Origin of the sequence: Streptomyces sp. NBC_00829 (assembly GCF_045161795.1) — a bacterium.
Classification (GTDB): domain Bacteria; phylum Actinomycetota; class Actinomycetes; order Streptomycetales; family Streptomycetaceae; genus Streptomyces.
The window spans coordinates 6,154,526-6,171,236 of the sequence record NZ_CP108867.1 but is presented as its reverse complement, the minus strand read 5'-3'; the positions used below and the strand labels follow the sequence as shown (position 1 = coordinate 6,171,236).

Here is a 16,711-nt window from a genome sequence, read left to right as displayed (position 1 = left end):
GCCCGGAAGGAGACCCGGGAGTCAGCGCGCGCGGGTGGCGCGCCATCGCATGCCGTTGACCTGGCCCGGCTCGGAGCCGATGACATACCGCACCCGCCGGCCGTGCACCCGCCGGGCCGGGGCCCGGCAGCCGCGCGGCTTGCAGCCCCGCGCCAGCGGTGCGTGCGGGTCGCGTGCGGGCAGTCCGGCGCGCACACCGGCCAGACCGGGGCGGTGGCCCGGGTCGGTCGGTCGGCAGGCGCGGCGGGCGGTCATGACCGGTCAGCTCCGCCCGTGCCGCAGGGCGGGGTGGGCTCCGGCGGCGACCAGATCGGCGACGGCGGACTTGGGATCGCGGCCCGTGACCAGGGACTCGCCCACGAGCACGGCGTCGGCGCCGGCATTGGCGTAGGCGATCAGGTCGTGCGGACCGCGGACACCCGACTCGGCGATCTTGACGATGTGCGCCGGGATCTCGGGAGCCACCCGCTCGAAGGTGGAGCGGTCGACCTTGAGCGTCTTCAGATCACGGGCGTTGACGCCGATGATCTTCGCGCCGGCCTCCACCGCACGCTCGACCTCGTCCTCGTCGTGCACCTCGACGAGCGGGGTGAGCCCGATCGACTCGGCGCGCTCGATCAACGAGACCAGGGCCTCCTGCTCCAGCGCGGCGACGATCAGCAGCACGAGGTCGGCGCCGTAGGCACGCGCCTCCCACAGCTGGTACGCGGTGACGATGAAGTCCTTGCGCAGCACGGGGATGTCGACCTTGGCGCGCACCGCTTCGAGGTCGGCGAGCGAGCCACCGAAGCGGCGCTCCTCGGTCAGCACGGAGATGACGGCGGCGCCGCCCGCCTCGTAGTCCGCGGCGAGCCCGGCCGGGTCGGCGATCGCGGCCAGCGCGCCCTTGGAGGGGCTGGAGCGCTTGACCTCACAGATCACATGGACGCCCTCGCCACGGAGCGCGGCGACGCCGTCCTTGGCCGCAGGAGCCTTGGCGGCGCGCTCCTTGAGCTCGTCGAGGCTGACGCGCGCCTGCCGCTCTGCGAGGTCGGCGCGCACGCCTTCGATGATCTCGTCGAGCACACTCACGCGAGCGGCCCCCTTCCGGGACGGTGTGATGGTTCAGGATCAGCCATGTCGATGGTATCCGCAGGAGGGCCCGAGGCTCGCATCCGGTCGGCCGCTGTCCCACTACCTGGGACTTTCGCGGCCCGGGGCCAAGGCGCGGGAGCGCCCTCAGGGGGCGAGCGCGGAGCCGAACGGCAGGTTCCGCACGACGCTGAAGATCAGCAGAACACCCCCGAGACCCCACCACCACACGGGCGCGACGGCGATCGTCATGGGCACGCCCCGTACGGCGCGAATCAGCCACACCGCCCACACGACGGCGAAGATCCCGTAGCCCACGACGGCCGCCGCGTTGGATCCGAGTGCGGCGGCCAGATCGCCGTGGACGACGGCGTGCGCGCTGCGCAGTCCGCCACAGCCCGGACAGTAGATCCCCGTGACGCGCAGCAGCGGGCAGACCGGATAGTGGCCCGGTTCATTGGGGTCGACCGTGCCGACGTACGCGAAGGCCGCTGCCGTACCGGCGAGGGTGGCCAAGGGCGCGGCCAGGCGCCGCGCGAGCGGGGCGGGACCGGGGCGGCCGGCGGGTGCGGCGGGGGAAGGCATGGCGTCCACCCCGTGATTCTGCCCGTTCGCACGAGAAGGCGCAGCCCCGCCGTGGCGGGCTGCGCCTTCTCGCGAGGCTGTGGTGCGGGCGTCAGGCGGAGGTCTGCGCCGTGGCGGGCTGCGCCTTCTCGCGAGGCTGTGGTGCGGGCGTCAGGCGGAGGTCTGCGCCGTGGCGGGCTGCGCCGTGGCGGTGACCGCCTGGGTCCGGGCCCGGACCTGGGCCTCGGTCTCCTTCGGCATGCCCAGACCCGCGGCCTTCATGGCTCCGCCGACGACGCCGCCGAGCAGGACGACGACCAGGCCGCCCCAGAAGCCGAGCGGGTTGGCCGCCACCATGAAGACGCCTGAGATGCAGAAACCGATGAAGGCGATGGTGACACCGGTCCAGGCGGCCGGGGTGTGTCCGTGGCTGCTGCCCGCCATGAGTTAGCTCCTCGTTGATGCTCTGGGGTGACCTGTTGCGCTGGGGCGAGCCGGAGGCTCGTCCCTCATTGTCCCGTACGCCGAGGCGTGCCAGGACGTGGGGTGCCTCACGCTGCGCCGGTCGGGTCCTCGCCGCGGTCCAGGGCCTTCCAGAGGTCCTCGGGGCGGTCGGGGTCGACGACCGGGGCCTTGCGGGGCCGCGGGGTGCCGTCGCGCTCGTAGCGGCCCGACATGGCCGGCCACCGCTTGCCGTACCGCAGCGCGAGCAGGCCCGCGAGCAGGATCAGCAGGCTGCCGGCCACGGTCACATAGGGCCAGACGGTATGGGAGAGCGCGTCGACCGTGGCGGCCGTGTCACCCGTCGTCCTCGCCGCCTTGGCGCCGAGGGCCGCGCTGTCGGAGGCCCCGAGGAAGGCGGCGAGCGCGGCGCCCGCACCGCTCAGGGCGAGCAGCGCGGAGACGAGCAGCCGGCCCGCGCGGCGGACCGCGAAGACGGCGACGAGGGCGGCGAGGCCGACGATGGCCAGTGCGGTGGGGACGCCGGTGACATCGCTGCCGTCGGCGTCGAGCGGCACCGTGCCGCCGCCGACGGCGGCCGTCCCCTCGGCCCAGATGCGGCCGGAGGCGAGCAGCACGACGGTGGCGCCCACGGCACCGAGGAACAGTGCCGCGGCCAGACTGCGGCGGCTGCTGTCGACGGGGGTGGCGGACTCGGCGCGGGGCTGGGGTACGGGTACAGCACTCACGTACCTCACTATCCCTTACTGCCCCGCGGCGGTGTTCAGCCGGTTGGCCGTATGGACCGCGCGGAGTACCGCGGCGGCCTTGTTGCGGCACTCCATGTCCTCGCCGACGGGGTCCGAGTCGGCCACCACTCCGGCTCCGGCCTGCACGAACGCCGTCCCGTCGCGCAGCAGCGCGGTCCGGATGGCGATCGCGGTGTCGGAGTCGCCCGCGAAGTCGAGATAGCCGACGCAGCCGCCGTACAGCCCGCGGCGTGAGGGCTCCAGTTCGTCGATGATCTGCATCGCGCGGGGCTTGGGCGCTCCGGAGAGCGTGCCGGCCGGGAAGCAGGCGGTGAGCACGTCGAAGGCGGTACGGCCTTCGGCGACCTTGCCGGTCACGGTCGAGACGATGTGCATGACGTGGGAGTAGCGCTCGATCGACATGAAGTCGACGACCTCGACGCTGCCGGGCTCGCAGACCCTGCCGAGGTCGTTGCGGCCGAGGTCGACGAGCATCAGGTGCTCGGCGCGTTCCTTGGGGTCGGCCATGAGCTCGTCGGCGAGCGCCTGGTCCTCCTGCGGAGTGGCGCCACGCGGCCGGGTGCCGGCGATCGGATGGACCATGGCGTGCCCGTCCTCGATCTTGACGAGGGCCTCGGGGCTGGAGCCGACGACGTCGAAGCCGTCGAACCGGAAGAGGTACATGTACGGGCTGGGGTTGGTGGCCCGCAGCACGCGGTAGACGTCCAACGCGCTCGCGCCGCACGGGGTTTCGAAGCGCTGGGACGGCACGACCTGGAAGGCTTCGCCGGCCCGGATGCGCTCCTTGATGTCCTCGACGGCCAGCTGGTAGTCCTTGCCGCCCCACTGCACGGTGAACTCGGGCAGTTCGGAGGGCGGCAGCGCGGCGGGCGCGGAGGCCAGCGGGCGCGTCAGGTCGCGTTCCATGGCGTCGAGACGGGCGACGGCGTCCGCGTACGCCTCCTCGACACCGGTGTCGAGGTCGTTGTGGTTGATCGCGTTGGCGATCAGCAGGACGGTGCCGTCCCAGTGGTCCAGTACGGCCAGGTCCGAGGTGAGCAGCATGGTCAGCTCGGGCAGCTTCAGGTCGTCGCGCTCGCCGGGGCCGATCTTCTCCAGCCTGCGGACGATGTCGTAGCCGAGGTAGCCGACCATGCCGCCGGTGAAGGGCGGCATGCCGGAGGCCAGGTCGCGCGGGGTGTGCAGTGCCTCGACGGTGGCGCGCAGGGCCGTCAGCGGATCGCCGTCGACGGGGACGCCGATCGGCGGGGTGCCGAGCCAGTGCACATGTCCCTCACGCTCGGTGAGGGTGGCGGCGGAGCGTACGCCGATGAAGGAGTAACGGGACCACGACCTCCCGTTCTCGGCGGACTCCAGCAGGAAGGTGCCTTCGCGCTCGGCCGCCAGCTTGCGGTACAGCCCGACCGGGGTGTCGCCGTCCGCGAGGAGTTTGCGGCTGACGGGGATGACACGGCGGTCGGCCGCCAGCTTGCGGAAGGTCTCGAGATCCATGGCGCCCGACCCTACTTGCCCAGAAGTACGTCGGCGTCGAAGCAGGTGCGGTCTCCGGTGTGGCAGGCGGCGCCCACCTGGTCGACCTTGACGAGGATCGTGTCGGCGTCGCAGTCCAGGGCGACGGACTTGACGTGCTGGACGTGGCCGGACGTGTCGCCCTTGACCCAGTACTCCTGACGGCTGCGGGAGTAGTACGTGCAGCGGCCGGTGGTCAGGGTGCGGTGCAGGGCCTCGTCGTCCATCCACCCCAGCATCAGCACCTCACCGGTGTCGTACTGCTGGGCGATGGCCGGAACCAGGCCGTCGGCGCTGCGCTTGAGGCGGGCGGCGACGGCGGGGTCGAGGGAACTCGCGGGGACACTGCTGGTCATACGCCCATTGTGCCGTGCCTGACAGGTACGGCGGACGGTGCGTCCACTGGGCGGACCCACTGTGCCCGCCGTACCCTGGCGGACATGTCGACCCATGCGAAGCGTGAACGACTTCTCCTCGCCGAGCTCTTGGAGACGGCGGGCCCCGATGCCCCGACCCTGTGCGAAGGCTGGCGGACCCGGGATCTGGCCGCCCATGTGGTGGTGCGCGAGCGACGCCTGGACGCGGCGGGCGGGATTGTGCTCGGTGCCCTCCGTGACCGTATGGAGCGGGTGCAGGAGGAGTTCGCTGCCAAGCCGTACGAGGAGCTGATCCAGCTGATCCGTACGGGGCCGCCGAAGATGTCGCCGTACGGGATCAAGCAGCTCGACGAGGCGGCGAACACCGTCGAGTTCTTTGTCCACGCCGAGGACGTGCGCCGGGCGCAGCCGGACTGGACGCCCCGGGAGCTGGACCCGGTCTTCGAGAACGCCCTGTGGTCGCGGCTGGAGAAGGCGGCCCGGCTGCTGGGCCGCAAGGCTCCGGTGGGCCTGGTGCTGCGACGGGCGGACGGTCAGACGGCGGTCGCCCGCCGCGGCACCCCGGTCGTGACGGTCACCGGGGAGCCGAGCGAGCTGACGCTGTTCACGTTCGGGCGCCAGGACACGGCCCGGGTTGAGCTGGAGGGCGACAAGGACGCCGTGGCCCGGCTGCACGAGATGGGTCAGCTGGGGATGTAGCGCGGGCGGCACGCACGCGGCCGGCCCCTCGGTCCCGGGCGGCCGTCACCAGCGCACGGGCAGCCTCCGCACTCCCCTGATCAGCAGCCCCGGCAGCCAGAGCAGCTCGGCCTCGTCCGCGTCGAGGGCCAGGTCCGGGCAGCGCTCCAGCAGCGAGCGGATCGCGATCCGGCCTTCCAGCCGCGCCAGCGGTGCGCCCAGGCAGTAATGGAGTCCGTGGCCGAAGGCGATGTGGCCGCGGGCGTCCCGGCGGATGTCGAACCGGTCCGGGTCCTTGAAGCGGTCCGGGTCGCGGTCGGCGTCGGCCATCGAGATCAGCACGGCGGAGCCCGCGGGGATGATGACGCCGCTCATCTCCACGTCCTCCAGGGCGAGCCGCTCGGTACAGGTCTCGACCGGGCCGTCGTAGCGGAGCATCTCCTCGACCGCCCCGCCGAGGAGGGAGAAGTCGGCGCGCAGGTCGGCGAGTTGAGCGGGATGCGCGAGCAGCGCACGCATGCCGTTGCCGATCAGGTTGACCGTGGTCTCGTGGCCGGCTATCAGGAGCAGGACGGACATGCCGATCAGTTCGTCGGGCGAGAGCCGGTCCCCGCCCTCGTCGACGGCGTGGATCATCGCACTGAGCAGGTCGTCGCCGGGGGCCGCGCGCTTGTCCGCGATGAGCTGCGAGAGATACGCCGGCAGCTGCTCGTAGGCCAGCGCCTGCGCCTGCGGGCTGGTGCTCGCGACGATCTCGCCGGACCAGCGGCGGAAGGCGTTCCGGTCCAGCTCGGGCACGCCGAGGAGCTCGCAGATCACCGTCATCGGCAGCGGGAAGGCGAAGGAGTCGATCAGATCGGCCTGCCGCGCGCCGCCCTGCACCATCGCGTCCAGGAGTTCGTCGGTGATCTGCTGGACGCGCGGCGCCAGAGCGTCGATACGGCGGGGTGTGAACCGCTGGGCCACCAGCCTGCGCAACCGGGTGTGGTCGGGCGGGTCGGACATCAGCATGTGCATGAGTGCGGGCTGGTCCTGGCCGGTGTTGATGATCTGGCCGATGTTCCCGGACTTCATCCAGTCCCGGCTGAGCCGTGGGTCGGTGAAGGCGGCGCGGCAGGCCTCGTGGCCGACGACGAGCCACCGCTCCGCGCCGTCGGGACCGCGCACATGGTGCACGGGCGCCTCGGCCCGCAGCCGGGCGTAGACGGGATATGGGTCGCGGACGAAGTCGGGGCTGAGCTGCAGCAGATCGACGATGGGCCGGGCCACCATGACGTTCCCCCTGTTCACATGGGTCGAACGGCACGCTAGCCCGGCCGGTGGCGTCAACGGACTCCAGTTTTCGGTCAGTTGTTCGCGTCTCGGCGGCCTGATGTCAGCGGACGGGGTGTCCGGCCTCGCGCAGGGCGTCCTTGACCTGGGAGATCCGCAGATCGCCGAAGTGGAACACCGAGGCCGCGAGGACCGCGTCCGCGCCCGCCGCGATCGCGGGCGGGAAGTCCGACAGTTTGCCCGCCCCGCCGCTCGCGATGACGGGGACCGTGACGTGCTCCCGCACCGCCGCGATCATCTCGGTGTCGTAGCCGTCCTTCGTGCCGTCGGCGTCCATCGAGTTGAGCAGGATCTCGCCCGCGCCCAGCTCGGCCGCGCGGTGCGCCCATTCGACGGCGTCGATGCCGGTCCCACGGCGACCGCCGTGGGTGGTGACCTCGAAGGAGCCGTCCGCGCCGCGCCGTGCGTCGACCGAGAGCACCAGCACCTGGCGGCCGAAGCGCTCGGCGATCTCCCGGATCAGTTCGGGCCGGGCGATGGCCGCGGTGTTCACGCCCACCTTGTCGGCGCCCGCGCGCAGCAGCTTGTCGACGTCGTCGGCGCTGCGCACCCCGCCGCCCACGGTCAGCGGGATGAAGACCTGCTCGGCGGTGCGGCGCACCACGTCGTACGTCGTCTCACGGTTGCCGGAGGAGGCCGTGATGTCGAGAAAGGTCAGCTCGTCGGCACCCTCGGCGTCGTACAGCTTGGCCATCTCGACGGGATCGCCCGCGTCGCGCAGATTCTGGAAGTTGACGCCCTTGACGACCCGGCCGCCTTCCACGTCCAGGCAGGGGATGACTCGCACCGCGAGCGTCATTCGGCACCTCCTCGGTACGCCTCGACCTCGACCTCGACGACCAGACTCGGGTCGATGAAGCCGGAGACGATGAGCATCGACGCGGCGGGTCGGACGGCGGCGAACAGTTCCTTGTGGGCCCGGCCGACCTCGTCCACGTCACGGGCATGGGTGAGGTACATACGTGTACGCACGATGTCCTCGGCGCCGAGGCCGAGCTCTTTGAGCGCGTCGAAAGCGACGCCGAAGGCGGTCACCGTCTGCTCGTAGGGACCGCCGGCGGCGATCTGGCCGCCCACGGTGGAGGTGCAGCCGGAGACCAGCACCAGGCCGTTCGGCAGCTCGACGGCACGGGAGTAGCCGAAGGCCTCTTCCCAGGGCCCGTCGGAGCCGACGCGCCGTACCGCAGAAGAATCCGAATCGGTCATTCCGCCACCGCCGCGAGGGCCTCTTCCAGGGTGAACGCCTTGGCGTAGAGCGCCTTTCCGACGATCGCGCCCTCGACGCCCTGCCCGACCAGCGAGGAGATCGCGCGCAGGTCGTCGAGGGACGAGACGCCGCCGGAGGCCACGACCGGCTTGTCGGTGGCCGCGCAGACATTGCGCAGCAGCTCCAGGTTGGGGCCCTGGAGCGTGCCGTCCTTGGCGATGTCGGTGACGACGTAGCGGGCGCAGCCCTCGGAGTCGAGGCGGGCGAGCGTCTCGTACAGGTCGCCTCCGTCACGGGTCCAGCCGCGTCCGCGCAGCGTCGTACCGCGCACGTCCAGACCGACCGCGATCTTGTCGCCGTACTCCGCGATGACCTTGGCGACCCACTCGGGCGTCTCCAGCGCGGCGGTGCCCAGGTTGACCCGGGTGCAGCCGGTGGCCAGCGCCGCCGCGAGCGAGGCGTCGTCGCGGATGCCGCCGGACAGCTCGACCTTGATGTCCATGGCCCCGGCGACCTCGGCGATCAGCGCCCGGTTGTCACCGGTGCCGAAGGCCGCGTCCAGGTCGACAAGGTGCAGCCACTCTGCGCCCGCGCGCTGCCAGGTCAGGGCGGCCTCCAGGGGGGAGCCGTACGAGGTCTCCGAGCCGGATTCGCCATGGACGAGGCGGACGGCCTGTCCGTCGCGGACGTCGACTGCGGGAAGGAGTTCAAGCTTCGGCATTACAGCGTCTCGATCCAGTTGGTCAGCAGCTGGGCGCCGGCGTCGCCGGACTTCTCGGGGTGGAACTGGGTCGCCCACAGCGCGGCGTTCTCCACGGCGGCCACGAAGCGCTCGCCGTGGGTGGCCCAGGTGACCTGGGGCGCGCGGATGGCGGGGTTGGTGACTTCGAGGTCCCACCGGTGCACGGCGTAGGAGTGCACGAAGTAGTACCGCGCGTCGGCGTCGAGGCCGGCGAAGAGCCGGCTGTCGGCGGGCGCCTCGACGGTGTTCCAGCCCATGTGGGGGACGATCGGTGCCTTGAGCGGGCCGACCGTGCCGGGCCATTCGTCGAGGCCCTCGGTCTCGACCCCGTGCTCGATTCCCCGCTCGAAGAGGATCTGCATACCGACGCAGATGCCCATGACCGGACGGCCGCCGGAGAGTCTGCGGCCGACGATCCACTCGCCGCGGGCCTTCTTGAGGCCCTCCATACAGGCGGAGAACGCGCCGACGCCGGGCACGAGCAACCCGTCGGCGTTCATGGCCGCGTCGAAGTCGCGGGTGATCTCGACGTCCGCGCCGACCCTGGCCAGCGCGCGCTCCGCGGAGCGGACATTGCCGAATCCGTAGTCGAACACGACGACTTTCCTGCGGTCGCTCATCCCCAGATCCCCTGAATCCGCAGGACCCCCGCCGCCAGGCACATCACGGAGCCGATGCCGAGGAGCACGATCAGGCCGATCGGCATCTTCTGCTTGAGGAAGGAGTAGACACCGCCGGCGAGGAAGAGCCCGACGACGATGAGGATGGTGGAAAGGCCGGTCATGGGGTTACAGCGCGCCCTTCGTGGAGGGGAGGATGCCGGCGGCACGCGGGTCGCGCTCGCTGGCGTAGCGCAGGGCCCGGGCCAGCGCCTTGAACTGGCACTCCACGATGTGGTGCGCGTTGCGCCCGTACGGGACGTGGATGTGCAGCGCGATCTGTGCCTGCGCGACGAAGGACTCGAAGATGTGCCGGGTCATCGTCGTGTCGTACGAGCCGATCATGGGCGCCATGTTCTCGGGCTCGGTGTGCACGAGGTACGGGCGGCCCGAGAGGTCGACCGTGACCTGGGCGAGGGACTCGTCCAGCGGCACCGTGCAGTTGCCGAACCGGTAGATCCCCACCTTGTCTCCGAGCGCCTCCTTGAAGGCGGCGCCCAGTGCGAGGGCGGTGTCCTCGATGGTGTGGTGCGAGTCGATGTGCAGATCACCCTCGGTCTTCACCGTGAGGTCGAAGAGGCCGTGGCGGCCGAGCTGGTCGAGCATGTGGTCGTAGAAGCCGACCCCGGTCGACACGTCGACCTTGCCGTGGCCGTCGAGGTCGATCTCGACGACGACGGTCGTTTCCTTGGTGGTGCGTTCCGCTCTTCCCACACGACCCTCGCGAGTCATACGTCGTACTCCTTCTTCAGCTCACGAACCGCGTCGAGGAACGCGTCGTTCTCATCGGGGGTACCGGCGGTGACGCGCAGCCACCCGGGCACTTGGTTGTCACGGACCAGGACACCCCGGTCGAGGATCTTCTGCCACGCCTCGTGGCTGTCGGCGAAGCGGCCGAACTGGACGAAGTTGGCGTCCGAGTCGGTGGCCTCCCAGCCGATCGCCCGCAGCTCGGTGACCAGCCGGTCCCGCTCCCGCTTGAGCTGTTCGACGTACCCGAGCAGCGTATCGGTGTGCTCCAGCGCGGCGAGCGCGGTCGCCTGGGTGACGGCGGAGAGGTGGTACGGCAGGCGTACCAGCTGGACGGCGTCGACGACGGCGGGGTGCGCGGCCAGGTAACCAAGGCGCAGACCGGCCGCTCCGAAGGCCTTGGACATGGTGCGCGAGACGACCAGGTTCGGCCGGCCCTCGATCAGCGGCAGCAGCGAGTCGCGGTGGCTGAACTCGACGTACGCCTCGTCGACGACGACCAGCGACGGCTTCGCCGCCTGGGCCGCCTCGTACAGGCCGAGGACCGTTCCGGCCTCGACCGCCGTGCCCGTGGGGTTGTTGGGCGAGGTGATGAAGACGACGTCCGGCGCGTTCTGGGCGACGGCCTGCTCTGCCGCCGCGAGATCGATGGTGAAGTCGTCGTTGCGCGGGCCCGAGATCCAGCCGGTGCCGGTGCCGCGGGCGATGAGCCCGTGCATGGAGTACGAGGGCTCGAAGCCGATGGCCGTGCGCCCGGGGCCGCCGAAGGTCTGGAGCAGCTGCTGGATGACCTCGTTGGAGCCGTTGGCCGCCCACACGTTCTCAAGGCCGACGTGGTGCTTGCCGGTGCGGGTCAGATAGGCGGCCAGCTCGGTGCGCAGCTCGACCGCGTCCCGGTCGGGGTAGCGGTTGAGCCCGCGCGCGGCCTCGGCGACCCGCTCGGCGATCCGCTCGACGAGCGGCTCGGGCAGCGGGTACGGGTTCTCGTTGGTGTTCAGCTGTACGGGTACGTCCAACTGGGGTGCGCCGTATGGGGACTTGCCCCGCAGCTCGTCCCGTACGGGGAGGTCGTCGATGCCGGTCATGCCTTCGGGACCTTCCAGTCGAACCGTGCCTTCATGGCCGCGCCGTGGGCGGGCAGGTCCTCGGCCTCGGCGAGCGTCACGACGTGGTGGGTGACCTCGGCGAGCGCGTCGCGGGTGTAGTCGACGATGTGGATGCCACGCAGAAAGGACTGCACGGACAGACCCGAGGAGTGGCAGGCGCAGCCGCCGGTCGGCAGGACGTGGTTGGAGCCCGCGCAGTAGTCGCCGAGGGAGACGGGCGCCCAGGGGCCGACGAAGATCGCTCCGGCGTTGCGGACGCGGGCGGCGACCGCTGCGGCATCAGTGGTCTGGACCTCCAGGTGCTCGGCGCCGTACGCGTTGACGACCCGCAGGCCCTCCTCGACGCCGTCGACGAGCACGATCGCGGACTGCTTTCCCGCCAGCGCCGGGACGATCCGGTCCTCGATGTGCTTGGTCGCCGCGACCTGCGGCTCCAGCTCCTTCTCGACGGCGTCCGCCAGCTCGACGGAATCGGTGACCAGGACGGCGGCGGCCATCGGGTCGTGCTCGGCCTGGCTGATCAGGTCGGCGGCGACGTGCACCGGGTCGGCACTGTCGTCGGCGAGGATCGCGATCTCGGTCGGTCCGGCCTCGGTGTCGATGCCGATCCGCCCCGTGAAGTACCTCTTGGCGGCGGCGACCCAGATGTTGCCGGGGCCGGTCACCATGTTCGCGGGTGCACAGCCGTCGGGTCCGGTGGTGCCGTACGCGAACATCGCGACGGCCTGGGCACCGCCCGCGGCGTACACCTCGTCCACACCGAGCAGCGCGCACGCGGCCAGGATCGTGGGGTGCGGAAGCCCGCCGAACTCCGCCTGGGGCGGTGAGGCCAGCGCGATGGACTCGACGCCCGCCTCCTGCGCCGGGACCACGTTCATGATCACGGAGGACGGATAGACGGAACGGCCGCCGGGTGCGTACAGCCCGACGCGCTCGACCGGGACCCACTTCTCGGTGACGGTGCCGCCGGGGACGACCTGGGTGGTGTGCTCGGCGCGGCGCTGTGCGCGGTGCACGATCCTGGCGCGCCTGATCGACTCCTCCAGGGCGGCCCGGACCTCGGGGTCGAGCTGCTCCAGCGCACCACTGAGGGCCTTCTCGGGCACCCGCACCCGCTCCAGCTTCACCCCGTCGAACTTCTCCGCGTACTCGATCAGCGCCGCCGTGCCCCGATGATGCACGTCCTCGCAGATGGGCCGCACCTTCTCCAGGGCGGCTTCCACGTCGAACTCGGCACGGGGCAGCAGGTCGCGCAGAGCGCCACCCTCGGGGAGGGCGTCGCCGCGCAGATCGATTCGTGAGATCACGGAACCAATTCTCTCAGACCGGAATCAGCTGCTGGTCGCCCGTATCACTGGCTGATACATGCCCCGCACCCCGGCCCCGAGTCCCAGAAGTCGACCATGACCACTAGCGTTCAGTCCGTCACTCAGCGGGAAGAACAGCTGTACGAGCCAACGAAGCGGAGGAGCGGCATTGACCGAGCCGCTGGACAACGGGCCTCCGGACGGACTGAGCCGGACCGAACAGCACATGTGGAACGCGTTCAGAAACGGGAGTACGTACGACCTCAGTGACCCCAATCCCCTGCTGAACGACCCCTTCTCCCCCCGCCCCTGGGGGCCGGAGCGCAGCGTGCGGGCGACCATCGTCGCCCGGCTGCTGCTCAGCGGTCCGCCCGCGCGGCCCGGCCGGGTCGCGGCCCTCAAGCTCCGCGGGGTCCAGATCACCGGCACGCTCAAGCTCGCGGGCGGCAGCGTCGCTCCGTACGTCGAGCTGAACGGCTGTCGTTTCGACAGCGAACTGCTGATGCCCGAGGCGCACTTCACCACCGTGCGCATGGTCGGCTGCGCGATCCCGCGGATCGAGGCGGCGCGGCTGCGCACCGAGGGTGATCTCCATCTGCCGCGCTGCCGGATCGAGCACGGCATACGGCTCACCGACGCGCAGATCGGCACTGATCTGCTGATCAACCAGATCCATGTCCGGCCGGACCGCAGGGGCCGGGCGATCACCGCCGACGGAATGTCGGTCGCCCAGGACTTACAGGCCGAACTGATCGAGACATACGGCGAGTTCAGTCTGCGCGGCGCGAAGGTCGGAGTCTCGCTCAGCCTGCGCGGCAGCCGGCTGCGGGCGGCCGGGGAACGACGTGCGCTCAACGCCCCGCAGCTGAGCGTGGAGCGGACGCTCTATCTGACGGGCGCGTGGGTGAGCGAGACCACCGGCAATCAGGGTGCCACTCCTCCGTTCGGCACCGGCATCCGCGGCGGCGCTCCCACCCCCTCGCGCGGCACCAGGCTCCAGCCGTTCCAGTGCCACGGCGGGGTCCGCCTGGACGACGGGCGCTTCGGCGACGCGGTCGATCTGCACCGCGCGCGGTTCGTGCTGAGCGCGCGCGAGGAGCTGTCGCTGCGCCGGATCGTCACACCCGAGCTGCGCTTCAACGCCGAACGCCCCGAGGAGGGGCGGGTCGTGCTGAACGGCGCGAAGGTGATCACCCTGATCGACCTCGCGGCGAGCTGGCCGGGACCCGGCGGTCTCGCGATGGGCGGTTTCGTCTACGAGAACCTCGTTCCGTACGAGGAGTTCCCGCTCGGCCGCCGTCTGGAGTGGGTGGCCTCGGCGACCCCCGAGTACAGCCCGGAGCCGTACGAACGGCTGGCCACCGTACTGCGCAACAGCGGCGAGGACGCGGACGCCCGCGAGGTGCTGCTCGCCAAGCAGCGGCGCCGCAGGGAGACGCTGCCGCTGGCCGCCAAGCTCTGGGGCTACCTCCAGGACTGGACGGTGGCGTACGGCTACCGGCCGGGCCGGGCGGCCCTGTGGATGGCGGTGCTGTGGGCGGCCGGGACCGTGGCCTTCACACAGGTGGAACCGGCGCCCATCAAGGCCGACGAGCATCCGCAGTGGAACGCCCCGCTCTACGCCCTGGACCTGCTGCTGCCGGTGATCAATCTCGGCCAGGACAGCTACTGGCGGCTTGACGGCCACTGGCAATGGGCTGCGACCGCGTTGATCCTTCTCGGCTGGATCCTCGCGACCACGGTGGCGGCAGGCGCGTCCCGTCTTCTGCGGCGCGGCTGACCCACATTCTTTGCGTTCTCTTGGCTCTTGCCAGGACAACCATTCGGCCCCTACCAAAGCTTCACAGCTGTGCTCTGGCGCGGCTCCCACCTGCAGTTTTCAATGGTTCACACCATGTCATTGCTCAGGGCCCTGATGCGCACAGCGCGCATGATCCGGCATACGCCGCCGCTGGCCGACGGCCTGCCGCCCGCCGAGGCGGTGCTGCTCGACGCCCCCGACGAACGACTGAGCCCGGCGCTCGTCTCGGCAGCGCTCGGTGACTGGGAACCGGCCGCCAAGCTCCTGGCGACCACACGAGAATCAGCCGAATGGGAGAACCGCGACCGGTACGTCATGCGGCTCGCCGCATTCGCCCACAACCGCGAGGAATGGCTGACGACCTGGCTCGCCGCCGCGCCGCGCGACGCCGACGCACTCGTCGTCAAGGCGGAGCTCGCGGTCCGCAGGGCCTGGGAGTCGCCGGCCCGCGCCGAGCGGCTGCGCGAGGTCGGGCCACTGATCGACGCGGCGGCGGAGGCCGATCCGAGCGACCCGGTGCCGTGGCGGATCTCGCTGGACCACGCCCGGGGCACGCATGCCACGCACACGGCCTTCGAGTCGCTGTGGGAGCAGGCGGTCCGCCGGTCCTCGCACCACTACGGCTGCCATGTCGCGGCCCTGCAGTATCTGTCCGCGCAGTGGTACGGATCGCACCGCGAGTGCTTCGACTTCGCCGAACAGGCTGCGGCGGACGCGCTTCCGGGCTCCTTGGTGCAGGCGCTGCCGGTGCGGGCGGCCTTCGCCCAGCTGCTGAAGGGGGACACCACCGCCGTACTGAACGACCGCATCGACGCGGCGGCGGATCTCGCCATCGTGCTCTCCGCGGACTACCGCGCCGGGGATCCGTGGCCGGCCGAGGTGCGCAATCTGCTGGCGTTCGTCCTCATGGGCCGAGGGCGCTGGGAGGAGGCCCTGGAGCAGTTCCGGCTGATCGGGCCCTGTGCGACGTCGTTTCCGTGGACATCGGTCACCGATGATCCGCTGGGTCAGTTCCTGGCAGCGCGCGACGGCGTGCGGATCGAGATCGCCTCGATGACGCCTCTGCGCACCCGGGCCGAACGAAGCAGCTCCGCGGGCCACTAGGCTTCACCCCTGTGACCACCGCACGTCTCCCTCTCTTCCCGCTGAACTCGGTTCTGTTCCCGGGCCTCGTCCTGCCCTTGAACGTCTTCGAGGAGCGATACCGCGCCTTGATGCGCGAGCTGCTGAAGACGGACGAGTCCGAGCCGCGCCGCTTCGCCGTGGTCGCCATCCGCGACGGGCGTGAGGTCGCACCGACCGGACCCGGCCTGCCGGACCAGACCGCCGTGCCCGAGCGCGGGCCCGCGGCGGGCTTCGGCGACGACCCGATCCAGGCCTTCCACCGGGTGGGCTGCATCGCCGACGCCGCGACGATCCGCGAGCGCGACGACGGCAGCTTCGAGGTGCTCGCGACCGGTACGACCCGGGTCAAGCTCCTGTCCGTCGACGCGAGCGGCCCGTTCCTTAACGCCGAGCTGGAGGAGATCCCCGAGCAGTCCGGGGACGGTGCGGGCGCCCTGGCCGAGGGCGTCCTGCGCGCCTTCCGCAGCTATCAGAAGCGGCTGGCGGGCGCGCGGGAGCGCTCACTGTCCACGGGATCGGATCTGCCGGACGAGCCGTCGGTGGTGTCGTATCTGGTCGCCGCGGCGGCGGTGCTGGACACCCCCGCGAAGCAGCGGCTGCTCCAGGCCCCCGACACGGCGACCCGGCTCCGCGAGGAACTGACCTTGCTGCGTGCGGAGACCGCGGTGATCCGCCATCTTCCGTCGCTGCCCGCGGTCGACCTGACCAGGTCGCCGACGAGCCCCAACTGAGCGCCGCCGGGCGCCTTCCGACCAGAGGACACGGACCGTGGCGAAGAAGTCCAGGAAGCACCAGGGCGGCACACCCGCGACGGTGGCGCTGACGGCCGCGGGCACCGCCTTCACCGTCCACTCCTACGACCACGACCCGGCCACGCCCTCGTACGGCGAGGAGGCCGCGGAGGCACTCGGTGTCTCACCCGACCGGGTCTTCAAGACCCTGGTCGCGGACATCGACGGCGAACTGACCGTGGCGATCGTCCCGGTCGCGGGCCAGCTGGATCTCAAGGCACTGGCGGCAGCGGTGGGCGCGAAGCGGGCGACGATGGCCGACCCGGCGGCGGTGGAACGCACCACCGGCTACGTCCGCGGGGGCATCTCCCCCCTGGGCCAGCGAAAACGCCTGCGCACGGTCCTCGACGCGTCGGCGGCGGACCATCCCACGATCTGTGTCTCGGCGGGACGCCGGGGCCTGGAGGTCGAACTCCCACCATCCGACCTGGCGACGCTGACAGGGGCGGTGCTGGCGCCGATCGGCCGCGCGTAGGGGGTC

Annotated in this window: 21 protein-coding genes; 5 read left to right on the top strand and 16 right to left on the bottom strand. The window is 71.2% G+C overall.

What is annotated here, in order from left to right; all coding sequences use genetic code 11:
- Positions 1–21: 21 nt before the first annotated feature.
- The 7 genes from trpM to hisI form a co-directional block, all read right to left on the bottom strand.
- Positions 22–255, bottom strand: coding sequence for a tryptophan biosynthesis modulator TrpM (trpM, locus tag OG293_RS27425; RefSeq protein ID WP_406001448.1), 234 nt, complete (start codon positions 253–255; stop codon positions 22–24).
- Positions 256–261: 6 nt separating this feature from the next.
- The gene (trpC, locus tag OG293_RS27420) at positions 262–1,071 is read right to left on the bottom strand and encodes an indole-3-glycerol phosphate synthase TrpC (RefSeq protein WP_406001447.1); all 810 of its coding nucleotides are present in this window, start codon (positions 1,069–1,071) and stop codon (positions 262–264) included.
- Between the two features lie 147 nt (positions 1,072–1,218).
- On the bottom strand, positions 1,219–1,665 hold the full coding sequence (locus OG293_RS27415; RefSeq protein WP_406001446.1) for a DUF2752 domain-containing protein: 447 nt from the start codon (positions 1,663–1,665) through the stop codon (positions 1,219–1,221).
- A gap of 141 nt (positions 1,666–1,806) precedes the next feature.
- On the bottom strand, positions 1,807–2,079 hold the full coding sequence (locus OG293_RS27410) for an HGxxPAAW family protein (RefSeq protein WP_406001445.1): 273 nt from the start codon (positions 2,077–2,079) through the stop codon (positions 1,807–1,809).
- Positions 2,080–2,186: 107 nt separating this feature from the next.
- Positions 2,187–2,834 carry a TIGR02234 family membrane protein gene (locus OG293_RS27405; protein ID WP_406001444.1) on the bottom strand — a complete coding sequence of 216 codons (648 nt, stop codon included), beginning with the start codon at positions 2,832–2,834 and terminating at the stop codon, positions 2,187–2,189.
- Between the two features lie 6 nt (positions 2,835–2,840).
- Positions 2,841–4,337 carry an anthranilate synthase component I gene (locus OG293_RS27400; protein WP_406001443.1) on the bottom strand — a complete coding sequence of 499 codons (1,497 nt, stop codon included), beginning with the start codon at positions 4,335–4,337 and terminating at the stop codon, positions 2,841–2,843.
- 11 nt (positions 4,338–4,348) lie between these two features.
- Positions 4,349–4,711 carry a phosphoribosyl-AMP cyclohydrolase gene (hisI, locus tag OG293_RS27395; protein ID WP_406001442.1) on the bottom strand — a complete coding sequence of 121 codons (363 nt, stop codon included), beginning with the start codon at positions 4,709–4,711 and terminating at the stop codon, positions 4,349–4,351.
- An 84-nt stretch (positions 4,712–4,795) separates the two neighbouring features.
- On the opposite strand from hisI, the gene OG293_RS27390 reads away from it, so the two are divergent.
- The gene (locus OG293_RS27390) at positions 4,796–5,431 is read left to right on the top strand and encodes a TIGR03085 family metal-binding protein (protein ID WP_406001441.1); all 636 of its coding nucleotides are present in this window, start codon (positions 4,796–4,798) and stop codon (positions 5,429–5,431) included.
- 45 nt (positions 5,432–5,476) lie between these two features.
- Here the strand turns inward: OG293_RS27390 and OG293_RS27385 are convergent, their stop codons facing one another.
- The 9 genes from OG293_RS27385 to hisD all read right to left on the bottom strand — a co-directional run bounded on the left by OG293_RS27385 (position 5,477) and on the right by hisD (position 12,513).
- Positions 5,477–6,682, bottom strand: a complete 1,206-nt coding sequence (locus tag OG293_RS27385) for a cytochrome P450 (RefSeq protein ID WP_406001440.1) — start codon at positions 6,680–6,682, stop codon at positions 5,477–5,479.
- Between the two features lie 103 nt (positions 6,683–6,785).
- Positions 6,786–7,541: an imidazole glycerol phosphate synthase subunit HisF gene (gene hisF / locus OG293_RS27380; RefSeq protein ID WP_406001439.1), complete on the bottom strand. Its 756-nt coding sequence runs from the start codon at positions 7,539–7,541 to the stop codon at positions 6,786–6,788.
- On the bottom strand, positions 7,538–7,948 hold the full coding sequence (locus OG293_RS27375) for a RidA family protein (protein ID WP_406001438.1): 411 nt from the start codon (positions 7,946–7,948) through the stop codon (positions 7,538–7,540). Before OG293_RS27375 ends, hisF begins: the two co-directional genes overlap by 4 nt.
- Entirely contained in the window at positions 7,945–8,670 is a 726-nt protein-coding gene (priA, locus tag OG293_RS27370) for a bifunctional 1-(5-phosphoribosyl)-5-((5-phosphoribosylamino)methylideneamino)imidazole-4-carboxamide isomerase/phosphoribosylanthranilate isomerase PriA (protein WP_406001437.1), read from the bottom strand. The genes OG293_RS27375 and priA overlap by 4 nt, the downstream gene beginning before the upstream one ends.
- The gene (gene hisH, locus OG293_RS27365; RefSeq protein WP_406001436.1) at positions 8,670–9,311 is read right to left on the bottom strand and encodes an imidazole glycerol phosphate synthase subunit HisH; all 642 of its coding nucleotides are present in this window, start codon (positions 9,309–9,311) and stop codon (positions 8,670–8,672) included. Before hisH ends, priA begins: the two co-directional genes overlap by 1 nt.
- A complete protein-coding gene (locus tag OG293_RS27360) occupies positions 9,308–9,475 on the bottom strand; it encodes a hypothetical protein (RefSeq protein WP_406001435.1) in 168 nt (55 codons plus the stop codon). The genes hisH and OG293_RS27360 overlap by 4 nt, the downstream gene beginning before the upstream one ends.
- A 4-nt stretch (positions 9,476–9,479) precedes the next feature.
- Positions 9,480–10,082 (bottom strand): imidazoleglycerol-phosphate dehydratase HisB, encoded by a 603-nt coding sequence (gene hisB, locus OG293_RS27355; RefSeq protein WP_406001434.1) that lies wholly within the window; start codon positions 10,080–10,082, stop codon positions 9,480–9,482.
- On the bottom strand, positions 10,079–11,185 hold the full coding sequence (locus OG293_RS27350) for a histidinol-phosphate transaminase (protein ID WP_406001433.1): 1,107 nt from the start codon (positions 11,183–11,185) through the stop codon (positions 10,079–10,081). Before OG293_RS27350 ends, hisB begins: the two co-directional genes overlap by 4 nt.
- Positions 11,182–12,513, bottom strand: a complete 1,332-nt coding sequence (gene hisD, locus OG293_RS27345; RefSeq protein WP_406001432.1) for a histidinol dehydrogenase — start codon at positions 12,511–12,513, stop codon at positions 11,182–11,184. The genes OG293_RS27350 and hisD overlap by 4 nt, the downstream gene beginning before the upstream one ends.
- Before the next feature lie 226 nt (positions 12,514–12,739).
- Here hisD and OG293_RS27340 point away from each other — a divergent pair, with 226 nt between their 5' ends.
- The 4 genes from OG293_RS27340 to ybaK all read left to right on the top strand — a co-directional run bounded on the left by OG293_RS27340 (position 12,740) and on the right by ybaK (position 16,705).
- A complete protein-coding gene (locus tag OG293_RS27340; protein ID WP_406003727.1) occupies positions 12,740–14,293 on the top strand; it encodes an oxidoreductase in 1,554 nt (517 codons plus the stop codon).
- Between the two features lie 102 nt (positions 14,294–14,395).
- Positions 14,396–15,418, top strand: coding sequence for a hypothetical protein (locus OG293_RS27335; protein WP_406001431.1), 1,023 nt, complete (start codon positions 14,396–14,398; stop codon positions 15,416–15,418).
- 11 nt (positions 15,419–15,429) lie between these two features.
- Entirely contained in the window at positions 15,430–16,170 is a 741-nt protein-coding gene (locus OG293_RS27330) for an LON peptidase substrate-binding domain-containing protein (RefSeq protein ID WP_406001430.1), read from the top strand.
- Positions 16,171–16,207: 37 nt separating this feature from the next.
- Positions 16,208–16,705 carry a Cys-tRNA(Pro) deacylase gene (gene ybaK / locus OG293_RS27325; RefSeq protein WP_406001429.1) on the top strand — a complete coding sequence of 166 codons (498 nt, stop codon included), beginning with the start codon at positions 16,208–16,210 and terminating at the stop codon, positions 16,703–16,705.
- The last annotated feature ends 6 nt before the right edge of the window (positions 16,706–16,711 follow it).